Consider the following 17,058-nt stretch of genomic DNA (forward strand, 5'->3'; position numbering starts at 1 on the left):
CCCCCTCAATGGAGTGAGCGATGTTGCCCCCCGGAAAACCCGTCAATGAGCAGGCCCGCGTAGCGACGCTGCATGGGCTCAATGTCCTCGACACCGTGCCTGAAGAACGCTTCGACCGCCTCACCCGCCTGGCGCGGCGGGTGTTCAACGTGCCGATCGCGCTGGTCAGCCTGGTGGATGCCGAGCGCCAGTGGTTCAAGTCGTGCGTGGGGCTCGACGCCACGCAAACCGGGCGTGACGTGTCGTTCTGCGGCCATGCGATCCTGGGCGACCAGATCCTGCAGGTCGACGACGCGGCGCAGGACGAGCGCTTCCACGACAACCCGCTGGTCACCGGCGATCCCGGCATCCGCTTCTATGCCGGTTGCCCGCTGACGGTCGGCGACGGCAGCAAGTTGGGCACGCTGTGCCTGATCGACACCAAACCCCGCCGACTCGACGACGAAGAGCGCGAACTGCTGCGCGATCTTGCCCGGATGGCCGAGCAGGAACTGATGGCGGTGCAGATGGCGACCCTGGACGAGCTGACGCTGCTGTCCAACCGCCGGGGTTTCAAGGCCTTGGCGCAGCATGGCCTGGACGCCTGCGCCCGGCTCGACAAGCCGGCGACGCTGCTGTTCTTCGACCTCAACGACTTCAAGCAGATCAACGACCTGTTCGGCCACGCCGAGGGCGACAGCGCCCTGAAGACCTTCGCCGACGTGCTGCGCATCGCCTTCCGGGAGAGCGACGTGGTGGGCCGGCTCGGCGGCGACGAGTTCGTGGCGTTGCTGACCGGCTCCAGCCATGTCGAGACCACGGCGATCATGGTGCGGCTCAAGGACATCCTCGACGAACGCAACGCGACCCTGCAACGCGGCTACGACATCCGCTTCAGCGTCGGACAGATCGAATACGACCCCCAGCGCCACGACACGGTGGACCGGCTGCTGGCCGACGCCGACGGGGCGATGTATGCGCACAAGCAGGCGTTGAAGCGCCGTTGATCGCAGGGGCTAAGCGGTTGTGGATGCCGTCAGTACCGGCCTCATCGCTGGCAAGCCAGCTCCCACAGGTTTCGGTGGTGTGCACCGATTCTGCAGACACTTGCGACCCCTGTGGGAGCGGGCTTGCCCGCGATGGCGGTGGGTCAGGCAGCAGAGATGTCGGCAGTACCGGCCTCATCGCTGGCAAGCCAGCTCCCACGGGTTTCGGAGGTGTGCACCGATTCTGCAGACACCTGCGATCCCTGTGGGAGCGGGCTTGCCCGCGATGGCGGTGGGTCAGACAACAACGATGCTTCGGCCAGACCGCCATCGCTTGCGGATCCCGCGTTCCCACCGGGATCCTGGGGGAATGCAGGATCTGCAGGCCCAAAAAAACCCGCCGGATGGCGGGTTTTTCGTCGGCTAACCGAAGATCACTCTTCGATGTTGCCCATGGCGGTGGTGTTGAAACCGCCGTCCACGTACATGATTTCACCGCTGATGCCCGACGCCAGGTCGGAGCACAGGAAGGCGCCGGCGTTGCCGACTTCTTCGATGGTGACGTTGCGGCGCAGCGGGGTCTGCGCTTCGTTGGCGGCCAGCATCTTGCGGAAGTTCTTGATGCCGGAAGCGGCCAGGGTGCGGATCGGGCCGGCCGATACGCAGTTGACGCGGGTACCGTCCGGGCCCAGGGAACCGGCCAGGTAGCGCACGCCGGCTTCCAGCGAAGCCTTGGCCATGCCCATCACGTTGTAGTTCGGCATGGTGCGCTCGGCGCCCAGGTACGACAGGGTCAGCAGGCTGCCGTTGCGGCCTTTCATCATCTCGCGGCCGGCCTTGGCCAGGGCCACGAAGCTGTAGGCGCTGATGTCGTGGGCGATGCGGAAACCTTCGCGGGTGGTGGCTTCGGTGAAGTCGCCGTCCAGTTGGTCGCCCGGGGCGAAGCCGACGGAGTGCACGATGCAGTCCAGGCCGTCCCACTTCTTGCTCAGCTCCTCGAAGACCTTGGCGATCTCTTCGTCGCTGGCCACGTCGCAAGGGAAGCACAGCTCGGCGCTCGAACCCCAGCCTGCGGCGAATTCTTCGACACGACCTTTCAATTTGTCGTTCTGATAAGTGAAGGCAAGCTCAGCGCCCTCGCGATGCATGGCGGCAGCGATGCCGGATGCGATGGACAGCTTGCTGGCGACACCGACGATCAGTACGCGCTTACCGGCGAGAAAACCCATGTGTTGCTCCTCTTTCAGGTTATTGCGCAGAGGCTGGCGCCAAAAAAGCGGCTTCCAGCAACTGCTGTGTATACGGATGTCGGGGGGCGGCAAAAATGTCTTGCGCGTCCCCCTGTTCGACCACTTGGCCATGCTTGACCACCATCAGCTGGTGGCTCAGCGCTTTGACGACAGCCAGGTCATGGCTGATGAACAAATACGTCAGGTTGTACTTGGCTTGCAGTGAACGCAACAGCTCCACCACTTGCCGCTGCACCGTCCGGTCGAGTGCCGAGGTGGGCTCGTCCAGCAGGATCAGCGCCGGCTTGAGCACCAGGGCCCGGGCAATGGCGATACGCTGCCGTTGCCCACCGGAAAATTCATGGGGGTAGCGGTGCCGGGTCTCCGGATCCAGGCCTACCTCCTTCAACGCGGCGATGATCGCCGCCTCTTGCTCCGCTTCGGTGCCGATCCCGTGGATCCGCAGGCCTTCGCCGACGATCTGGCTCACGCACATGCGCGGGCTCAGGCTGCCGAACGGATCCTGAAACACCACCTGCATCTCCCGGCGCAGCGGGCGGACTTCGTTCTGCGTCAGGCAGTCTAGCTGCTTGCCCTCGAAACGGATGCCGCCGCGGCTGCCGATCAGCCGCAGGATCGCCAGACCCAGCGTGGACTTGCCGGAACCGCTTTCGCCCACGATCCCCAACGTCTGCCCCTGGGGCAAGCTGAAGCGGATGCCGTCCACGGCCTTGACGTGGTCCACCGTGCGCTTGAACAGGCCTTTCTTGATCGGGAACCAGACCTTCAGGTCCTCGACCTCCAGCAGCGGCGCCCCGGCCTTGTTGCCCGCCGGGCCTCCGCTGGGCTCCGCCGCCAGCAGTTCCCGGGTGTACGGATGCTGCGGAGAACGGAACAACTCGGCGCACGATGCCTGTTCGACGATGCAACCGCGCTGCATGACACATACGCGGTGCGCAATTCTTCGCACCAGGTTCAAATCATGGCTGATCAGCAGCAGCGCCATGCCCAGGCGGGCCTGGAGTTCCTTGAGCAGATCGAGGATTTTCAGCTGGACGGTCACGTCCAGCGCGGTGGTCGGCTCATCGGCGATCAGCAGTTCCGGCTCGTTGGCCAGGGCCATGGCGATCATCACCCGTTGGCGCTGGCCGCCGGAGAGCTCATGGGGCAAGGCCTTGAGCCGCTTGGCGGGTTCGGGGATGCCGACCATCTCCAGCAGCTCCAGGGTGCGCCGGGTCGCGACCTTGCCGGTCAGCCCCTTGTGGATGCCCAGCACCTCGTTGATCTGCTTCTCGATGGAGTGCAGCGGGTTGAGCGAGGTCATCGGCTCCTGGAAGATCATCGCGATGCGGTTGCCGCGGATGTGACGGATGGTCTTTTCCTTCAGGTCCAGCAGATTCTGCCCGGCGTAGTTGATGCTGCCGGCCGGATGGCGGGCGAGCGGGTAGGGCAGCAGGCGCAGGATGGAGTGCGCCGTCACCGACTTGCCGGAGCCGCTTTCGCCGACCAGGGCCAGGGTCTCGCCGCGCCTGATGTCGAAGCTCACGCCCTCGACCACCCGCTGGACGCGGTCGCCCCAGCCGAACTCGACGGCGAGGTCGCGCACTTCGATCAGATTGTCCTGATTCATTTCACTTCCTCGGGTCGAAGGCGTCGCGGGCGGATTCGCCGATGAACACCAGAAGGCTGAGCATCAGGGCCAGCACGGCGAACGCGCTCATGCCCAGCCACGGCGCCTGCAGGTTGGATTTGCCCTGGGCCACCAGCTCGCCCAGCGACGGGCTGCCCGCCGGCAAACCGAAGCCGAGGAAGTCCAGGGCCGTGAGGGTGCCGATGGCGCCGGTCAGGATGAACGGCATGAAGGTCATGGTCGAGACCATGGCGTTGGGCAGGATGTGGCGGAACATGATCGCGCCGTTGCGCATCCCCAGCGCTCGGGCCGCGCGCACGTACTCCAGGTTGCGCCCGCGCAGGAACTCGGCGCGCACCACGTCCACCAGGCTCATCCAAGAGAACAGCAGCATGATCCCCAGCAGCCACCAGAAGTTCGGCTGCACGAAGCTGGCCAGGATGATCAGCAGGTACAGCACCGGCAGCCCCGACCAGATCTCCAGGAAACGCTGGCCGGCCAGGTCGACCCAGCCGCCGTAGAAGCCCTGGAGCGCACCGGCGATCACGCCGATCAGCGAACTGAGCACGGTCAGGGTCAGGGCGAACAGCACCGAAATGCGAAAACCGTAGATCACCCGCGCCAGCACGTCGCGGCCCTGATCGTCGGTGCCCAGCAGGTTGACCGCCGAGGGCGGGGCGGGGGCGGGGACCTTCAGGTCGTAGTTGATGCTTTGGTAGCTGAACGGAATCGGCGCCCACAGCACCCAGGCGTCCTTGCTCTGGAGCAGTTCGCGGATGTACGGGCTCTTGTAGTTGGCCTCCAGCGGGAATTCGCCGCCGAACGCGGTTTCCGGGTAGCGCTTGAGCGCCGGGAAATACCATTGGTCGTCGTAGTGGATCGCCAGCGGCTTGTCGTTGGCGATCAGTTCGGCGCCCAGGCTCAGGCCAAACAGGATCAGGAACAGCCACAGCGACCACCAGCCGCGCTTGTTGGCCTTGAACAGTTCGACGCGGCGGCGGTTGAGAGGGGACAGGTTCATCTCAATGCTCCCGGCTTTCGAAGTCGATGCGCGGATCGACCAGGGTGTAGGTGAGGTCGCCGATCAGTTTCACCACCAACCCCAGCAGGGTGAAGATGAACAGGGTGCCGAACACCACCGGGTAGTCGCGGTTGATCGCCGCCTCGAAACTCATCAGGCCGAGGCCGTCGAGGGAGAAGATCACTTCCACCAGCAGGGAGCCGGTGAAGAAGATGCCGATGAACGCCGACGGGAACCCGGCGATCACCAGCAGCATCGCGTTGCGGAACACATGGCCGTACAGCACGCGGCGGCGGGTCAGGCCCTTGGCCTTGGCGGTGACCACGTACTGCTTGTTGATCTCGTCGAGGAAGCTGTTCTTGGTCAGCAGGGTCATGGTCGCGAAGTTGCCGATCACCAGGGCGGTCACCGGCAGCGCCAGGTGCCAGAAGTAGTCGAGGACTTTGCCGCCCAGGCTCAGTTCGTCGAAGTTGTTCGAGGTCAGGCCCCGCAGGGGGAACCAGTCCAGGTAACTGCCCCCGGCGAACACCACGATCAGCAGGATCGCGAACAGGAACGCCGGGATCGCGTAGCCGATGATGATCGCCGAACTGGTCCAGACGTCGAAGTGGCTGCCGTGCCGGGTGGCCTTGGCGATCCCCAGCGGGATCGACACCAGGTACATGATCAGCGTGCTCCACAGGCCCAGGGAGATCGACACCGGCATCTTTTCCTTGATCAGGTCGATCACCTTGGCGTCGCGGAAGAAGCTGTCGCCGAAATCCAGCCGGGCGTAGTTCTTGACCATGATCCACAGGCGTTCCGGGGCCGACTTGTCGAACCCGTACATGTGCTCGATTTCCTTGATCAGCGCCGGATCCAGGCCCTGGGCGCCGCGGTAGGACGAGCCGGCCACCGACACCTCGGCGCCGCCGCCGGCGATGCGGCTGGTGGCGCCTTCGAAGCCTTCGAGCTTGGCGATCATCTGCTCCACCGGCCCGCCGGGGGCGGCCTGGATGATCACGAAGTTGATCAGCAGGATGCCGAACAGGGTCGGGATGATCAGCAGCAGTCGCCGAAAAATGTACGCCAGCATCTGATTACTCCGTGTCCGCTGGGGCGGCCTGCAGTTGGGTCTGGACTTCTATCGCCGGTTTGGCGTCGGGCTTGATCCACCAGGTATCAATGCCGATGTCGTACTTGGGGGAGACTTTCGGATGGCCGATGTGGTTCCAGTACGCCACGCGCCAGGTCTTGATGTGCCAGTTGGGGATCACGTAGTAGCCCCATTGCAGCACGCGGTCGAGGGCCCGGGCATGGGCCACCAGGCTCTTGCGCGAATCGGCGTTGATCAGTTGCTCCACCAGCCGGTCCACCACCGGATCCTTCAGGCCCATCGAGTTGCGGCTGCTGGGCTTGTCGGCGGCGGCGCTCATCCAGAACTCGCGCTGCTCGTTGCCCGGCGAGTTGGACTGCGGGAAGCTGCCGACGATCATGTCGAAGTCCCGCGAGCGCACGCGGTTGACGTACTGCGAGACGTCCACGCGGCGGATCACCAGGTCGATGCCCAGGTCGCTCAGGTTGCGCTTGAACGGCAGCAGCACCCGCTCGAAGTCGGTCTGGGCCAGCAGGAACTCGATGACCACCGGTTTGCCGTCGGCGTCGACCATCTTGTCGTCGACGATCTTCCAGCCGGCCTCCTGCAGCAACTGGTAGGCCTCGCGCTGCTGCGGGCGGATCATGCCGCTGCCGTCGGTCTTGGGGTTTTCGAAGGCCTCGCTGAACACCTGGGCCGGCAGTTGGCGGCGGAACGGGTCGAGGATCGCCAACTGGTCGGCGTCCGGCAGGCCGGTGGCGGCCATTTCCGAGTTCTCGAAATAGCTGCGGGTGCGCGCATAGGCGCTGTTGAACAGTTGCTTGTTGGTCCACTCGAAGTCCAGCAGCAGGCTCAGGGCCTGGCGCACCCGCACGTCGTGGAACACCGGGCGGCGCAGGTTGTAGACGAAGCCCTGCATGCCGGTGGGGTTGCCGTTGGGGATCTGTTCCTTGATCAGCCGCCCTTCGGTCACGGCGGGGATGTTGTAGGCGTTGGCCCAGTTCTTGGCGGTCATCTCCAGCCAATAGTCGAACTGCCCGGCCTTGAGGGCTTCCAGCGCCACGGTGTTGTCGCGGTAGTAGTCGGTGGTCATCACGTCGAAGTTGTAGAAGCCGCGGTTGACCGGCAGGTCCTTGCCCCAGTAGTCCTTGACCCGCTCGTAGCGCACGGAGCGCCCGGCCTTCACTTCGGCCACGCGGTACGGGCCGCTGCCCAGCGGGATCTCCAGGTTGCCCTTGTTGAAGTCGCGGCTGGCCCACCAATGTTTCGGCAGCACCGGCAACTGGCCGAGGATCAGCGGCAGTTCGCGGTTGTTGGTGTGCTTGAACTTGAACAGCACCTTGAGCGGGTCTTCGGCGATGACTTCGTCGACGTCATTGTAGTAGCCGCGGTACAGCGGCGAGCCGTCCTTGGTGAGGGTCTGGAAACTGAACACCACGTCCTCGGCGCGCACCGGATGGCCGTCGTGGAAACGCGCCTGCGGGCGCAGGTAGAAGCGCACCCAGCTGTTGTCCGGGGCCTTTTCGATCTTGCCGGCGATCAGGCCGTATTCGGTGAAGGGCTCGTCCAGGCTGTGGCGGGTGAGGGTGTCGTAGATCTGGCTGATGTTGTCCGCCGGCACGCCTTTGCTGATGAACGGGTTGAGGCTGTCGAAGCCGCCGAACCCGGCCTGGCGGAAAATCCCGCCCTTGGGCGCGTCGGGGTTCACGTAGTCGAACTGCTTGAAGTCGGCCGGGTATTTGGGCGGCTCGTTGTACAGGGTCACGGCGTGCTGCGGGGCGGCGCAGGCCAGCCCGGCGAACAGCAGGCCGCTGGCCTGCAGGAGCAGGGCGCGGAAGGGTTTCATCGATCTTTCTCCGAAGACTTCAGCCACCACGCGCTCAGGCCCAGGGTGTAGGGGGGCGTGGTGACGAAGGCGAACCGGTTGCGGTAGGCCAGGCGGTGATAATTGAGGTACCAGTTGGGAGTGCTGTAGTGCTGCCACAGCAGCACGCGGTCCAGTGCCTTGCCCGCGGCCACCTGTTCGTCCCGGGTGCGGGCGGCGAGCAATTGCTCGAGCAGGTGGTCGACCACGGGGTCGGCGATGCCGGCGTAGTTCTTGCTGCCCTTGACGGCGGCCTGGCTTGAGTGGAAGTACTGCCATTGCTCAAGCCCTGGGCTTAGGGTCTGGTTGAGCGTCATCAGGATCATGTCGAAGTCGAACTGATCCAGGCGCTGCTTGTACTGGGCGCGGTCCACCGTGCGCAGCCGGGCGTCGATGCCGATGCTGTTGAGGTTTTCGACGTAGGGCTGGAGGATCCGCTCCAGGTTCGGGTTGACGAGCAGGGTCTCGAAGCGCAGGGGCTGCCCGGCGGCGTTCTGCAAGCGCTGGCCGTTGAGCGTCCAGCCCGCTTCGGCCAGCAGTCCCAGGGCCTTGCGCAGGGTCTCCCGGGGGATGCCGCGGCCGTCGGTCTGCGGCAGGCTGAAGGGTTCGGTGAACAGGCGGGCCGGGAGCTGATCCTTGTACGGCTTGAGCATCAGCCATTCATGGCCCACCGGCAGGCCTTCGGCGCTGAACTCGCTGTTGGGGTAATAACTGACGCTGCGCCGGTAGGCATCGCTGAACAGGGCGCGGTTGGTCCACTCGAAATCGAACATCAGGCCCAGGGCTTCGCGCACCTTGACCTGGGCGAAGACCGGCCGTCGGGTGTTCATGAACAGGCCTTGGCTCTGGGTCGGGATCCGGTGCGGGATCTGCGCCTTGATCACCTCGCCGCGGCGCAGGGCCGGGAAGTTGTAGCCGTTGGCCCAGTTCTTGGCCTGGTGCTCGATATAGATGTCGAACTCGTCGGCCTTGAACGCTTCGAAGGCCACGTCGCTGTCGCGGTAGAACTCGACCTCCATGCGGTCGACGTTGTACTTGCCGCGGTTGACCGGCAGGTCCTTGCCCCAATAGTCCTTGACCCGCTCGAAGACCAGTTGGCGTCCGGGCGTCACCGAGGTGATGCGGTAAGGGCCGCTGCCCAGCGGCGGTTCGAAGGTGGTGGCCTTGAAGTCGCGGCCCTTCCAGTAATGCTGGGGCAGCACCGGCAGTTCGCCCAGGCGCAGGATCAGCAAGGGATTGCCCGAGCGCTTGAGCACGAAACGGATGCGCTGCGGGCTGAGGATGTCGACCCGCGACACCTCCTGAAGGCTGGTGCGGTACAGCGGATGGCCTTCCTTGAGCAGCAGGCGGTAGGAGAACGCGACGTCGTAGGCGGTGATCGGCGTGCCGTCATGGAAGCGCGCCTGCGGGCGCAGGTTGAACACCACCCAGCTGCGGTCTTCGCTGTACTCCACCGATTGCGCGATCAGGCCGTAGCTGGAGGCGGGTTCGTCGCCTGAGGGCGCGTACTGGCCGGTGCCGACCATCAGCGGTTCGTTCAGCTCGTTGATGCCGTACTGCAGGAAGTTCGGCGTGGTGACCGGGCTGGTGCCCTTGAAAGTGTAGGGGTTGAGCGTATCGAAGGTGCCGAACGCCATCACCCGCAACGTGCCGCCCTTGGGCGCCTGCGGGTTGACCCAGTCGAAGTGGGTGAAGCTGGCCGGGTACTTGAGCGTGCCGAACTGCGCATAACCGTGGCTTTCGGTGATGGTCGCGCTTGCGGGAGAGCTCAAGGCCAGGCTGATCAGGAGCAGGAGGAAGGGACGCTTCAAGTCGGATCCGGTCCAGGCGGCTTGGGCTTTGTGGCCCGTACAGTAACAGCTTGTCCGGACAGGAAAAAGACAGCGCTTAATGCGCCGTTAATTGTGCGGGTCCCACAGCGTATGAATCCGGTGTGCGACATCGATCACGATGGGAGCGAGCCTGCTGGCGATGGCGTCAGTCAAGCCGTCGCCTGAGCGGATCAAGACAGTTGCACCCACAAAAAAAGCCCTGCAAGCGTAACGCTGCAGGGCTTGTCGGTCAGGCTGTCAGTGCGGCTGGTAGACCGTGAGCATCTGCCCAGGCTTGAGGGCCTTGCCCGCGCCCGGATTCCAGCGCTTGAGGTGCTGCATCTCGACGTTGAAGCGCTTGGCGACCACGTACAGGGTGTCGCCTTGCTTGACCTTGTACTGGGTCTGCTTCTGGGCGTCGGCCTTGGCGCCGCCCTTGCTGTTGGCCGCGACCACGGTGTTGATGCGGCCGCCGGCGTTGCGGGCCGGGGTGCGTTTGGTGGTGTCGCGCATCACCAGGGTCTGGCCGACCTTGAGGTTCTTGCCGGACAGCTTGTTCCAGCGCTGCAGGTCCTTGACCTCGACCTTGTTGGCCTTGGCGATGGAGGCGAGGTTGTCGCCGCGCTTGACCCGGTAGGCACGCTTGAGCTGCGCGACTTCGGCAGGGTCGGCGCCCTCGAACACCGGTTTGAGGGAGCGCGGGCTGATCAGCTCTTCAGGTCGCATGGTCTGCAGGCTGGCGGTCAGCAGCTGCGCCTTGGACGTCGGCACCAGCAGGTGCTGCGGGCCGTCGATGGTGGTGCGCTGCTTGAACGCCGGGTTGAGCTGGAACAGCTCGTCTTCGTCGATGTTGGCCACCGCCGCGACCTTGGACAGGTCCATGCGCTGGTTGATCTCGACGACCTGGAAATACGGTTCGTTGGCGATCGGGTTGAGGTTCACGCCGTAGGCTTCCGGCGCCATGACCACCTGGGACAGGGCCAGCAGCTTCGGCACGTAGGCCTGGGTCTCGGCCGGCAGCGGCAGGTTCCAGTAGTCGGTCGGCAGGCCGAGGCGCTCGTTGCGCTCGATGGCGCGGCTCACCGTGCCTTCGCCGGCGTTGTAGGCCGCCAGGGCCAGCAGCCAGTCGCCGTTGAACATGTCGTGCAGGCGGGTCAGGTAATCCATCGCCGCGGTGGTCGAGGCGGTGATGTCCCGGCGGCCGTCGTAGAAACGGGTCTGGCGCAGGTTGAAGGAGCGCCCGGTGGACGGGATGAACTGCCAGAGGCCCACCGCGTCGGCCCGGGAATAGGCCATCGGGTTGTAGGCGCTTTCGATCACCGGCAGCAGGGCCAGTTCCAGCGGCATGTTGCGCTCTTCAAGGCGCTCGACGATGTAATGGATGTAGAGGCTGCCGCGTTCGCCGGCGTTCTCGAGGAACGACGGGTTGCTGGCGAACCAAAGGCGTTGCTGCTCGATGCGCGGGTTGACCCCCAGGCCCTCTTGCAGTTGGAAGCCTTCGCGCATCCGTGCCCAGATGTCCTGGGGCACCTGCGGGCTGGGCTTCTCGTTCAGCCAGATCGGCTTCTGTTTGGCCCGGGCAGCGATGTTCGGCGCGTGGGTCGCGTCAGTCTGCGGCGCATGGCTGGAGCAGCCCGCCAGGGTGGCGGACACAGCCACCGCGATGGCTTGCGCCAGGCGGGTCAGTGCGTCTGAGTTGACGGACTTGCGTATGGATGACGACATTGGCTGGAAGTAAGTTCCGGGCAAAAATGTCGGGCGATTCTAGAAAGCGCACCCCCAACGGTCAACCGTTCAGAACTTTTGTACCGTTTGGGGAGTGCCTCAAAACGTGTCTTTCCAGGCCCGCAGTGCCGCAAAAACCTCACTCGGCGCCCGGTTTTGAGGGCCGCTCCGTTCGTCCACTTTTTGTTTAACTAATGTTTCACCCGTCCGCAGGAAGGGGTTGGTGAGCTTTTCCAGGGCCAGGGTCGAGGGCAGGGTCATCACGCCGTTTTCCCGCTGCTGGCGGACTTTTTCCAGACGGGCGGCGATGTGCGGGTTGTCCGGTTCGACCGCGGCGGCGAACTTCAGGTTGCTCAACGTGTATTCGTGGGTGCAGTAGACCAGCGTGTCTTCCGGCAGCGCGGCCAGACGGCTGAGCGAGTGATGCATCTGCTGCGGCGTGCCCTCGAACAGGCGGCCGCAGCCGGCGGCGAACAGGGTGTCGCCGCAGAACAGCAGGCCATGGCGGTAGTAGGCGATGTGGCCCAGGGTGTGGCCGGGCACGGCGTAGACGTCGAAGTCCCAGCCCAGCACGCGGGCCTTGTCGCCGTCCTTGAGCGCGATGTCGCGGCCGGGGATCTTCTCGCTGGCCGGCCCGTGGACGGTGGCGCCCGTGGCCGCCTTTAGCGCCTCGACGCCGCCGACGTGGTCATGGTGATGGTGGGTGATCAGGATGTCGCCCAGCACCCAGCCCGGATGGGCGTCGAGCCAGTCCTGCACCGGCGCGGCATCCCCCGGATCGACCACCGCGCAGCGGTGGGTCGCATGATCCTGCAACAACCAGATGTAGTTGTCGGTGAACGCGGGGAGGGCACTGATCTGTATCATCTTCGGATTCGCCAAACGGGTAACATTGGCGCATCTTAGAGCTTCGTGGCGCTTTGGAGAACGACATGACCGATAAAGCGTTCGCTCAGGCCGATCCTGACTGGCTGGCCCTGATCAGTTCGGCCCGGGAGTGGCTGTCCGGGCCCCTCGGACAATTTCTGCTGGATGAGGAACGGCGCATGCTCGAAGACGAGCTGGGCCGTTTTTTCGGCGGCTATCTGGTGCACTACGGGCCGTCCGCCGAGACGCCGCCGTCGGCGCCGCAGGTGCAGCGCAACGTGCGCCTGGGCGCGCCGTTGCCGGGGGTGGAGATCGTCTGCGAAGAGCAGGCCTGGCCGTTGAGCGAGCATGCGGCCGATGTGGTGGTCATGCAGCACGGGCTGGATTTCTGCCTGTCGCCCCACGGCCTGCTGCGCGAGGCGGCCAGCAGCGTGCGGCCCGGCGGGCACCTGCTGATCATCGGCATCAATCCCTGGAGCGCCTGGGGCCTGCGCCATGTGTTCGCCCATGACGGCCTGCGCAAGGCCCGCTGCATCTCGCCCTCGCGGGTCGCCGACTGGCTCAACCTGCTGGGCTTCGCGCTGGAGAAACGCCGCTTCGGGTGCTATCGTCCGCCGCTTGCGTCGTCCGCGTGGCAGGCACGCCTGGCCGGCTGGGAACGCCGCGCCGGCGCCTGGCAACTGGCCGGCGGCGGCTTCTACCTGCTGGTGGCGCGCAAGATCGTGGTCGGCCTGCGCCCGGTGCGCCAGGAGCGCCGCGAGCCGATGGGCAAGCTGATTCCGCTGCCGATGGCCAAGGTCAACCGCCGCCGCATCGAACCGTAGACACCTTCTTTATATTCCGGCCGGGCGTGCCCCGGCCTCGGCCATCGTCGGCGGCTGTCCGGCGAGGCCCGGCAATTTCTGGATGACTGGCATGACCGATAGCGTAGAACTGTTCACTGACGGCGCCTGCAAGGGCAACCCCGGCCCCGGCGGCTGGGGCGCCTTGCTGGTGTGCAAGGGCGTCGAGAAGGAACTGTGGGGCGGCGAAGCCAACACCACCAACAACCGCATGGAGCTGCTCGGCGCGATCCGCGGCCTGGAGGCCCTCAAGCGCCCGTGCGAAGTGCTGCTGGTGACCGACTCGCAATACGTGATGAAAGGCATCAACGAGTGGATGGCCAACTGGAAGAAGCGCGGCTGGAAAACCGCCGCGAAGGAGCCGGTGAAGAACGCCGACCTGTGGAAGCAGCTCGACGAGCAGGTCAACCGCCACAACGTCACCTGGAAATGGGTGCGCGGCCACATCGGCCATCACGGCAACGAACGGGCCGACCAGTTGGCCAACCGTGGCGTCGACGAAGTGCGGGGCTACAAACAGGATTGATTCCGGCCGTGCACCGTGGTGCGGCCCATCGCCAGCAGGCTGGCTCCCACAGGGGGGCTGCGCTGTCCATCGGTCCCCTGTGGGAGCCGGCCTGCCGGCGATGGGCGCGGCGCGCTCCACCTGAAACCCTGCGGCGAGCGTGATACCATCGCCGCCTTTGTCCGATTGCACCCGTTGAGAGCTGAACACTGATGGCCACCAGATCCGTTGTACTCGATACCGAAACCACCGGCATGCCGGTGACCGACGGCCACCGGATCATCGAGATCGGCTGCGTCGAGTTGATGGGCCGCCGTCTGACGGGCCGGCACTTTCACGTGTACCTGCAACCGGACCGCGAAAGCGACGAGGGCGCGATCGGCGTTCACGGCATCACCAACGAGTTTCTGGTCGGCAAGCCACGCTTCGCCGAAGTGGCCGACGAGTTCTTCGAATTCATCAACGGCGCGCAGCTGATCATCCACAACGCGGCGTTCGACGTCGGCTTCATCAACAACGAATTCGCCTTGCTGGGCCAGCAGGACAGGGCTGACATCACCCGTCACTGCTCGATCCTCGACACCCTGATGATGGCGCGGGAGCGCCACCCGGGCCAGCGCAACAGCCTCGACGCGCTGTGCAAGCGTTATGGCGTGGACAACTCCGGCCGTGAGCTGCACGGCGCATTGCTCGACTCGGAGATCCTCGCCGACGTCTACCTGACCATGACCGGCGGCCAGACCAGCCTGTCCCTGGCCGGCAACGCCTCCGACGGATCCGGCGAAAGCAGCGGGCGCGCGTCTGAGATCCGGCGCCTGCCGGCCGACCGCCAACCGGGCCGGATCATCCGTGCCAGCGAAGACGAACTGGCGCAGCACGCGGCGCGCCTCGAAATCATCGCCAAGTCCGCCGGCGGCCCGGCGCTGTGGACGCAACTGATCGAGTCCCAGGCATAGGGAGCTGCTGCGGCGAGGGAGCAAGCTCCTCGCCGCAAGCCGCAAGCCGCAAGCCGCAAGCCGCGCCGCAAGCCGCAAGCCGCAAGCCGCAAGCCGCAAGCCGCAAGCCGCAAGCCGCAAGCCGCAAGCCGCAAGCCGCAAGCCGCAAGCCACAAGCCACAAGCCACAAGATGGCCGGCGAGCGTTTCGCGCAAGCACCGCTTCCCCGGACATGGAGCCAACTGGCCACCCTCGCCACAACCGCGTTGACCCTCTACCCTGAGGACATTGGCACGCTGCGCGCTGCCGCCTCAGGACTCTGGGCCCCATGTACAAAGATTTGAAGTTTCCGGTGTTGATCGTCCACCGCGACATCAAGGCCGACACGGTTGCCGGCGAGCGTATCCGGGGCATCGCCCGGGAGCTGGAGCAGGAAGGATTCAAAGTCGTGTCGGCCACGGACTACACCGAGGGCCGGCTGGTGGCGTCCACCCATCATGGCCTGGCGTGCATGCTGATCGCCGCCGAAGACGCCAGCACCAACTCGCATTTGCTGCACAACATGGCCGAACTGATCGGGCTGGCCCGGGTGCGGGCGCCGGAGCTGCCGATCTTCGCCTTGGGCGAGCAGGTGACCCTGGAGAATGCCCCGGCCGACGCCATGGCCGAGCTCAACCAACTGCGCGGCATTCTCTACCTGTTCGAAGACACCGTGCCGTTCCTCGCCCGGCAAGTGGCGCGGGCGGCGCGCAAGTACCTGGACGGGCTGCTGCCGCCGTTCTTCAAGGCACTGGTGCAGCACACCGCCGACTCCAACTATTCCTGGCACACCCCCGGCCACGGCGGCGGGGTGGCGTACCACAAGAGTCCGGTGGGGCAGGCGTTCCACCAGTTCTTCGGCGAGAACACCCTGCGCTCGGACCTGTCGGTGTCGGTGCCCGAGCTCGGTTCGCTGCTCGACCATACCGGTCCCCTGGCCGAGGCCGAAGCGCGGGCGGCGCGCAACTTCGGCGCCGACCACACCTTCTTCGTGATCAACGGTACCTCGACCGCCAACAAGATCGTCTGGCATTCGATGGTCGGGCGCGATGACCTGGTGCTGGTGGACCGCAACTGCCACAAGTCGGTGCTGCACGCGATCATCATGACCGGCGCGATTCCGCTGTACCTGTGCCCGGAGCGCAATGACCTGGGGATCATCGGCCCCATTCCCCTGAGCGAGTTCAGCCGCGAGTCGATCCAGGCCAAGATCGATGCCAGCCCGCTGACCCAGGGGCGCGAGCCGAAGGTCAAGCTGGCGGTGGTCACCAACTCCACCTACGACGGCCTGTGCTACAACGCCGAGCTGATCAAGCAAAGCCTGGGCAACAGCGTGCAGGTGCTGCATTTCGACGAGGCCTGGTATGCGTACGCCGCGTTCCACGAGTTCTTCGCCGGCCGCTATGGCATGGCCACCTCGCGCAGCGCCGACAGCCCGCTGGTGTTCACCACCCATTCCACCCACAAACTGTTGGCGGCGTTCAGCCAGGCGTCGATGATCCATGTCCAGGACGGCGGGGCGCGGCAACTGGACCGCGACCGTTTCAACGAAGCGTTCATGATGCACATCTCGACGTCGCCGCAGTACAGCATCATCGCTTCGCTGGACGTGGCGTCGGCGATGATGGAAGGGCCGGCCGGCCGTTCGCTGCTGCAGGAAACCTTCGACGAGGCCTTGAGTTTCCGCCGCGCGCTGGCCAACCTGCGCCAGCACATCGCGGCCGATGACTGGTGGTTCTCGATCTGGCAGCCGCCGGGCGTCGAAGGCACCGACCGGGTGAAGACCGAGGACTGGCTGCTGCAGCCCGAGGCGGACTGGCACGGGTTCGGCGAGGTCGGCGACGATTACGTGCTGCTCGACCCGATCAAGGTCACGTTGGTGATGCCCGGCCTTAACGCCGGCGGCGCCTTGAGCGAAAAGGGGATTCCGGCGGCGGTGGTCAGTCGGTTCCTGTGGGAGCGCGGGCTGGTGGTGGAGAAGACCGGCCTGTATTCGTTCCTGGTGCTGTTCTCCATGGGCATCACCAAGGGCAAGTGGAGCACCTTGCTGACCGAGCTGCTGGAGTTCAAGCGCAGCTACGACGCCAACGTCAGCCTCGCCACCTGCCTGCCGTGCGTCGCCCAGGAAGACACGGTGCGCTACCGCGGCATGGGCCTGCGCGACCTGTGCGACCAATTGCACGACTGCTACCGCACCAACGCCACGGCCAGGCACCTCAAGCGCATGTACACCGTGCTGCCGGAGATCGCCATGAAGCCGGCCCACGCCTACGACCAACTGGTGCGCGGCGAGGTCGAGGCCGTGCCCATCGATGAGCTGGAAGGGCGGGTGGCGGCGGTGATGCTGGTGCCTTACCCGCCGGGCATCCCGCTGATCATGCCGGGCGAACGCTTCACCGAGGCTACCCGTTCGATCATCGAATACCTGAAGTTTGCCCGCACGTTCGATGCAAGCTTCCCAGGTTTCGTGGCGGATGTGCATGGACTGCAACATGACGACCATGGCAACGGACGGTCGTACACCGTCGATTGCGTCAAGGAATGAGGACG

13 protein-coding genes are annotated in these 17,058 nt (G+C 65.2%); 5 read left to right on the forward strand and 8 right to left on the reverse strand.

Annotation, left to right across the window (positions count from 1 at the left end; translation table 11 throughout):
* The first annotated feature begins 20 nt into the window (after window positions 1–20).
* Window positions 21–986 (forward strand): GGDEF domain-containing protein, encoded by a 966-nt coding sequence (locus KVG96_RS08405; RefSeq protein WP_217891586.1) that lies wholly within the window; start codon window positions 21–23, stop codon window positions 984–986.
* 413 nt (window positions 987–1,399) lie between these two features.
* Here the strand turns inward: KVG96_RS08405 and fabI are convergent, their stop codons facing one another.
* The 8 genes from fabI to gloB all read right to left on the reverse strand — a co-directional run bounded on the left by fabI (window position 1,400) and on the right by gloB (window position 12,187).
* The gene (fabI, locus tag KVG96_RS08410) at window positions 1,400–2,194 is read right to left on the reverse strand and encodes an enoyl-ACP reductase FabI (protein WP_217891587.1); all 795 of its coding nucleotides are present in this window, start codon (window positions 2,192–2,194) and stop codon (window positions 1,400–1,402) included.
* Between the two features lie 19 nt (window positions 2,195–2,213).
* Window positions 2,214–3,824, reverse strand: a complete 1,611-nt coding sequence (locus tag KVG96_RS08415; RefSeq protein WP_217891588.1) for an ABC transporter ATP-binding protein — start codon at window positions 3,822–3,824, stop codon at window positions 2,214–2,216.
* A 1-nt stretch (window position 3,825) separates the two neighbouring features.
* Window positions 3,826–4,845 carry an ABC transporter permease gene (locus KVG96_RS08420; RefSeq protein ID WP_217891589.1) on the reverse strand — a complete coding sequence of 340 codons (1,020 nt, stop codon included), beginning with the start codon at window positions 4,843–4,845 and terminating at the stop codon, window positions 3,826–3,828.
* Between the two features lies 1 nt (window position 4,846).
* Entirely contained in the window at window positions 4,847–5,920 is a 1,074-nt protein-coding gene (locus KVG96_RS08425; protein ID WP_217891590.1) for a microcin C ABC transporter permease YejB, read from the reverse strand.
* A 4-nt stretch (window positions 5,921–5,924) separates the two neighbouring features.
* Complete coding sequence (locus KVG96_RS08430; protein ID WP_217891591.1) at window positions 5,925–7,766, reverse strand: extracellular solute-binding protein; 1,842 nt, start codon at window positions 7,764–7,766, stop codon at window positions 5,925–5,927.
* A complete protein-coding gene (locus tag KVG96_RS08435; protein WP_217891592.1) occupies window positions 7,763–9,595 on the reverse strand; it encodes an extracellular solute-binding protein in 1,833 nt (610 codons plus the stop codon). The genes KVG96_RS08430 and KVG96_RS08435 overlap by 4 nt, the downstream gene beginning before the upstream one ends.
* Window positions 9,596–9,853: 258 nt before the next feature.
* Window positions 9,854–11,320, reverse strand: a complete 1,467-nt coding sequence (locus tag KVG96_RS08440) for a transglycosylase SLT domain-containing protein (RefSeq protein ID WP_217891593.1) — start codon at window positions 11,318–11,320, stop codon at window positions 9,854–9,856.
* Between the two features lie 99 nt (window positions 11,321–11,419).
* Window positions 11,420–12,187, reverse strand: a complete 768-nt coding sequence (gene gloB / locus KVG96_RS08445; protein ID WP_217891594.1) for a hydroxyacylglutathione hydrolase — start codon at window positions 12,185–12,187, stop codon at window positions 11,420–11,422.
* Between the two features lie 65 nt (window positions 12,188–12,252).
* On the opposite strand from gloB, the gene KVG96_RS08450 reads away from it, so the two are divergent.
* The 4 genes from KVG96_RS08450 (at window position 12,253) to KVG96_RS08465 (ending at window position 17,053) form a co-directional block, all read left to right on the forward strand.
* Window positions 12,253–13,011: a class I SAM-dependent methyltransferase gene (locus KVG96_RS08450; RefSeq protein ID WP_085583558.1), complete on the forward strand. Its 759-nt coding sequence runs from the start codon at window positions 12,253–12,255 to the stop codon at window positions 13,009–13,011.
* 91 nt (window positions 13,012–13,102) lie between these two features.
* Window positions 13,103–13,555, forward strand: a complete 453-nt coding sequence (gene rnhA, locus KVG96_RS08455) for a ribonuclease HI (RefSeq protein ID WP_217891595.1) — start codon at window positions 13,103–13,105, stop codon at window positions 13,553–13,555.
* A 191-nt stretch (window positions 13,556–13,746) separates the two neighbouring features.
* Entirely contained in the window at window positions 13,747–14,490 is a 744-nt protein-coding gene (gene dnaQ, locus KVG96_RS08460; protein WP_085583562.1) for a DNA polymerase III subunit epsilon, read from the forward strand.
* Window positions 14,491–14,797: 307 nt separating this feature from the next.
* A complete protein-coding gene (locus KVG96_RS08465; protein ID WP_217891596.1) occupies window positions 14,798–17,053 on the forward strand; it encodes an Orn/Lys/Arg family decarboxylase in 2,256 nt (751 codons plus the stop codon).
* Window positions 17,054–17,058 lie beyond the last annotated feature (5 nt).

It is taken from the genome of Pseudomonas ekonensis (assembly GCF_019145435.1).
GTDB lineage: Bacteria > Pseudomonadota > Gammaproteobacteria > Pseudomonadales > Pseudomonadaceae > Aquipseudomonas > Aquipseudomonas ekonensis.

Coding starts and splice junctions, on each gene's coding strand:
- dnaQ (WP_085583562.1), top strand. CDS start 13,747: ATGGCCACCAGATCCGTTGTACTCGATACCGAAACCACCGGCATGCCG.
- rnhA (WP_217891595.1), top strand. CDS start 13,103: ATGACCGATAGCGTAGAACTGTTCACTGACGGCGCCTGCAAGGGCAAC.
- KVG96_RS08415 (WP_217891588.1), bottom strand. CDS start 3,824: ATGAATCAGGACAATCTGATCGAAGTGCGCGACCTCGCCGTCGAGTTC.
- KVG96_RS08440 (WP_217891593.1), bottom strand. CDS start 11,320: ATGTCGTCATCCATACGCAAGTCCGTCAACTCAGACGCACTGACCCGC.
- KVG96_RS08465 (WP_217891596.1), top strand. CDS start 14,798: ATGTACAAAGATTTGAAGTTTCCGGTGTTGATCGTCCACCGCGACATC.
- KVG96_RS08450 (WP_085583558.1), top strand. CDS start 12,253: ATGACCGATAAAGCGTTCGCTCAGGCCGATCCTGACTGGCTGGCCCTG.
- KVG96_RS08425 (WP_217891590.1), bottom strand. CDS start 5,920: ATGCTGGCGTACATTTTTCGGCGACTGCTGCTGATCATCCCGACCCTG.
- KVG96_RS08405 (WP_217891586.1), top strand. CDS start 21: ATGTTGCCCCCCGGAAAACCCGTCAATGAGCAGGCCCGCGTAGCGACG.
- KVG96_RS08430 (WP_217891591.1), bottom strand. CDS start 7,766: ATGAAACCCTTCCGCGCCCTGCTCCTGCAGGCCAGCGGCCTGCTGTTC.
- KVG96_RS08420 (WP_217891589.1), bottom strand. CDS start 4,845: ATGAACCTGTCCCCTCTCAACCGCCGCCGCGTCGAACTGTTCAAGGCC.
- fabI (WP_217891587.1), bottom strand. CDS start 2,194: ATGGGTTTTCTCGCCGGTAAGCGCGTACTGATCGTCGGTGTCGCCAGC.
- gloB (WP_217891594.1), bottom strand. CDS start 12,187: ATGATACAGATCAGTGCCCTCCCCGCGTTCACCGACAACTACATCTGG.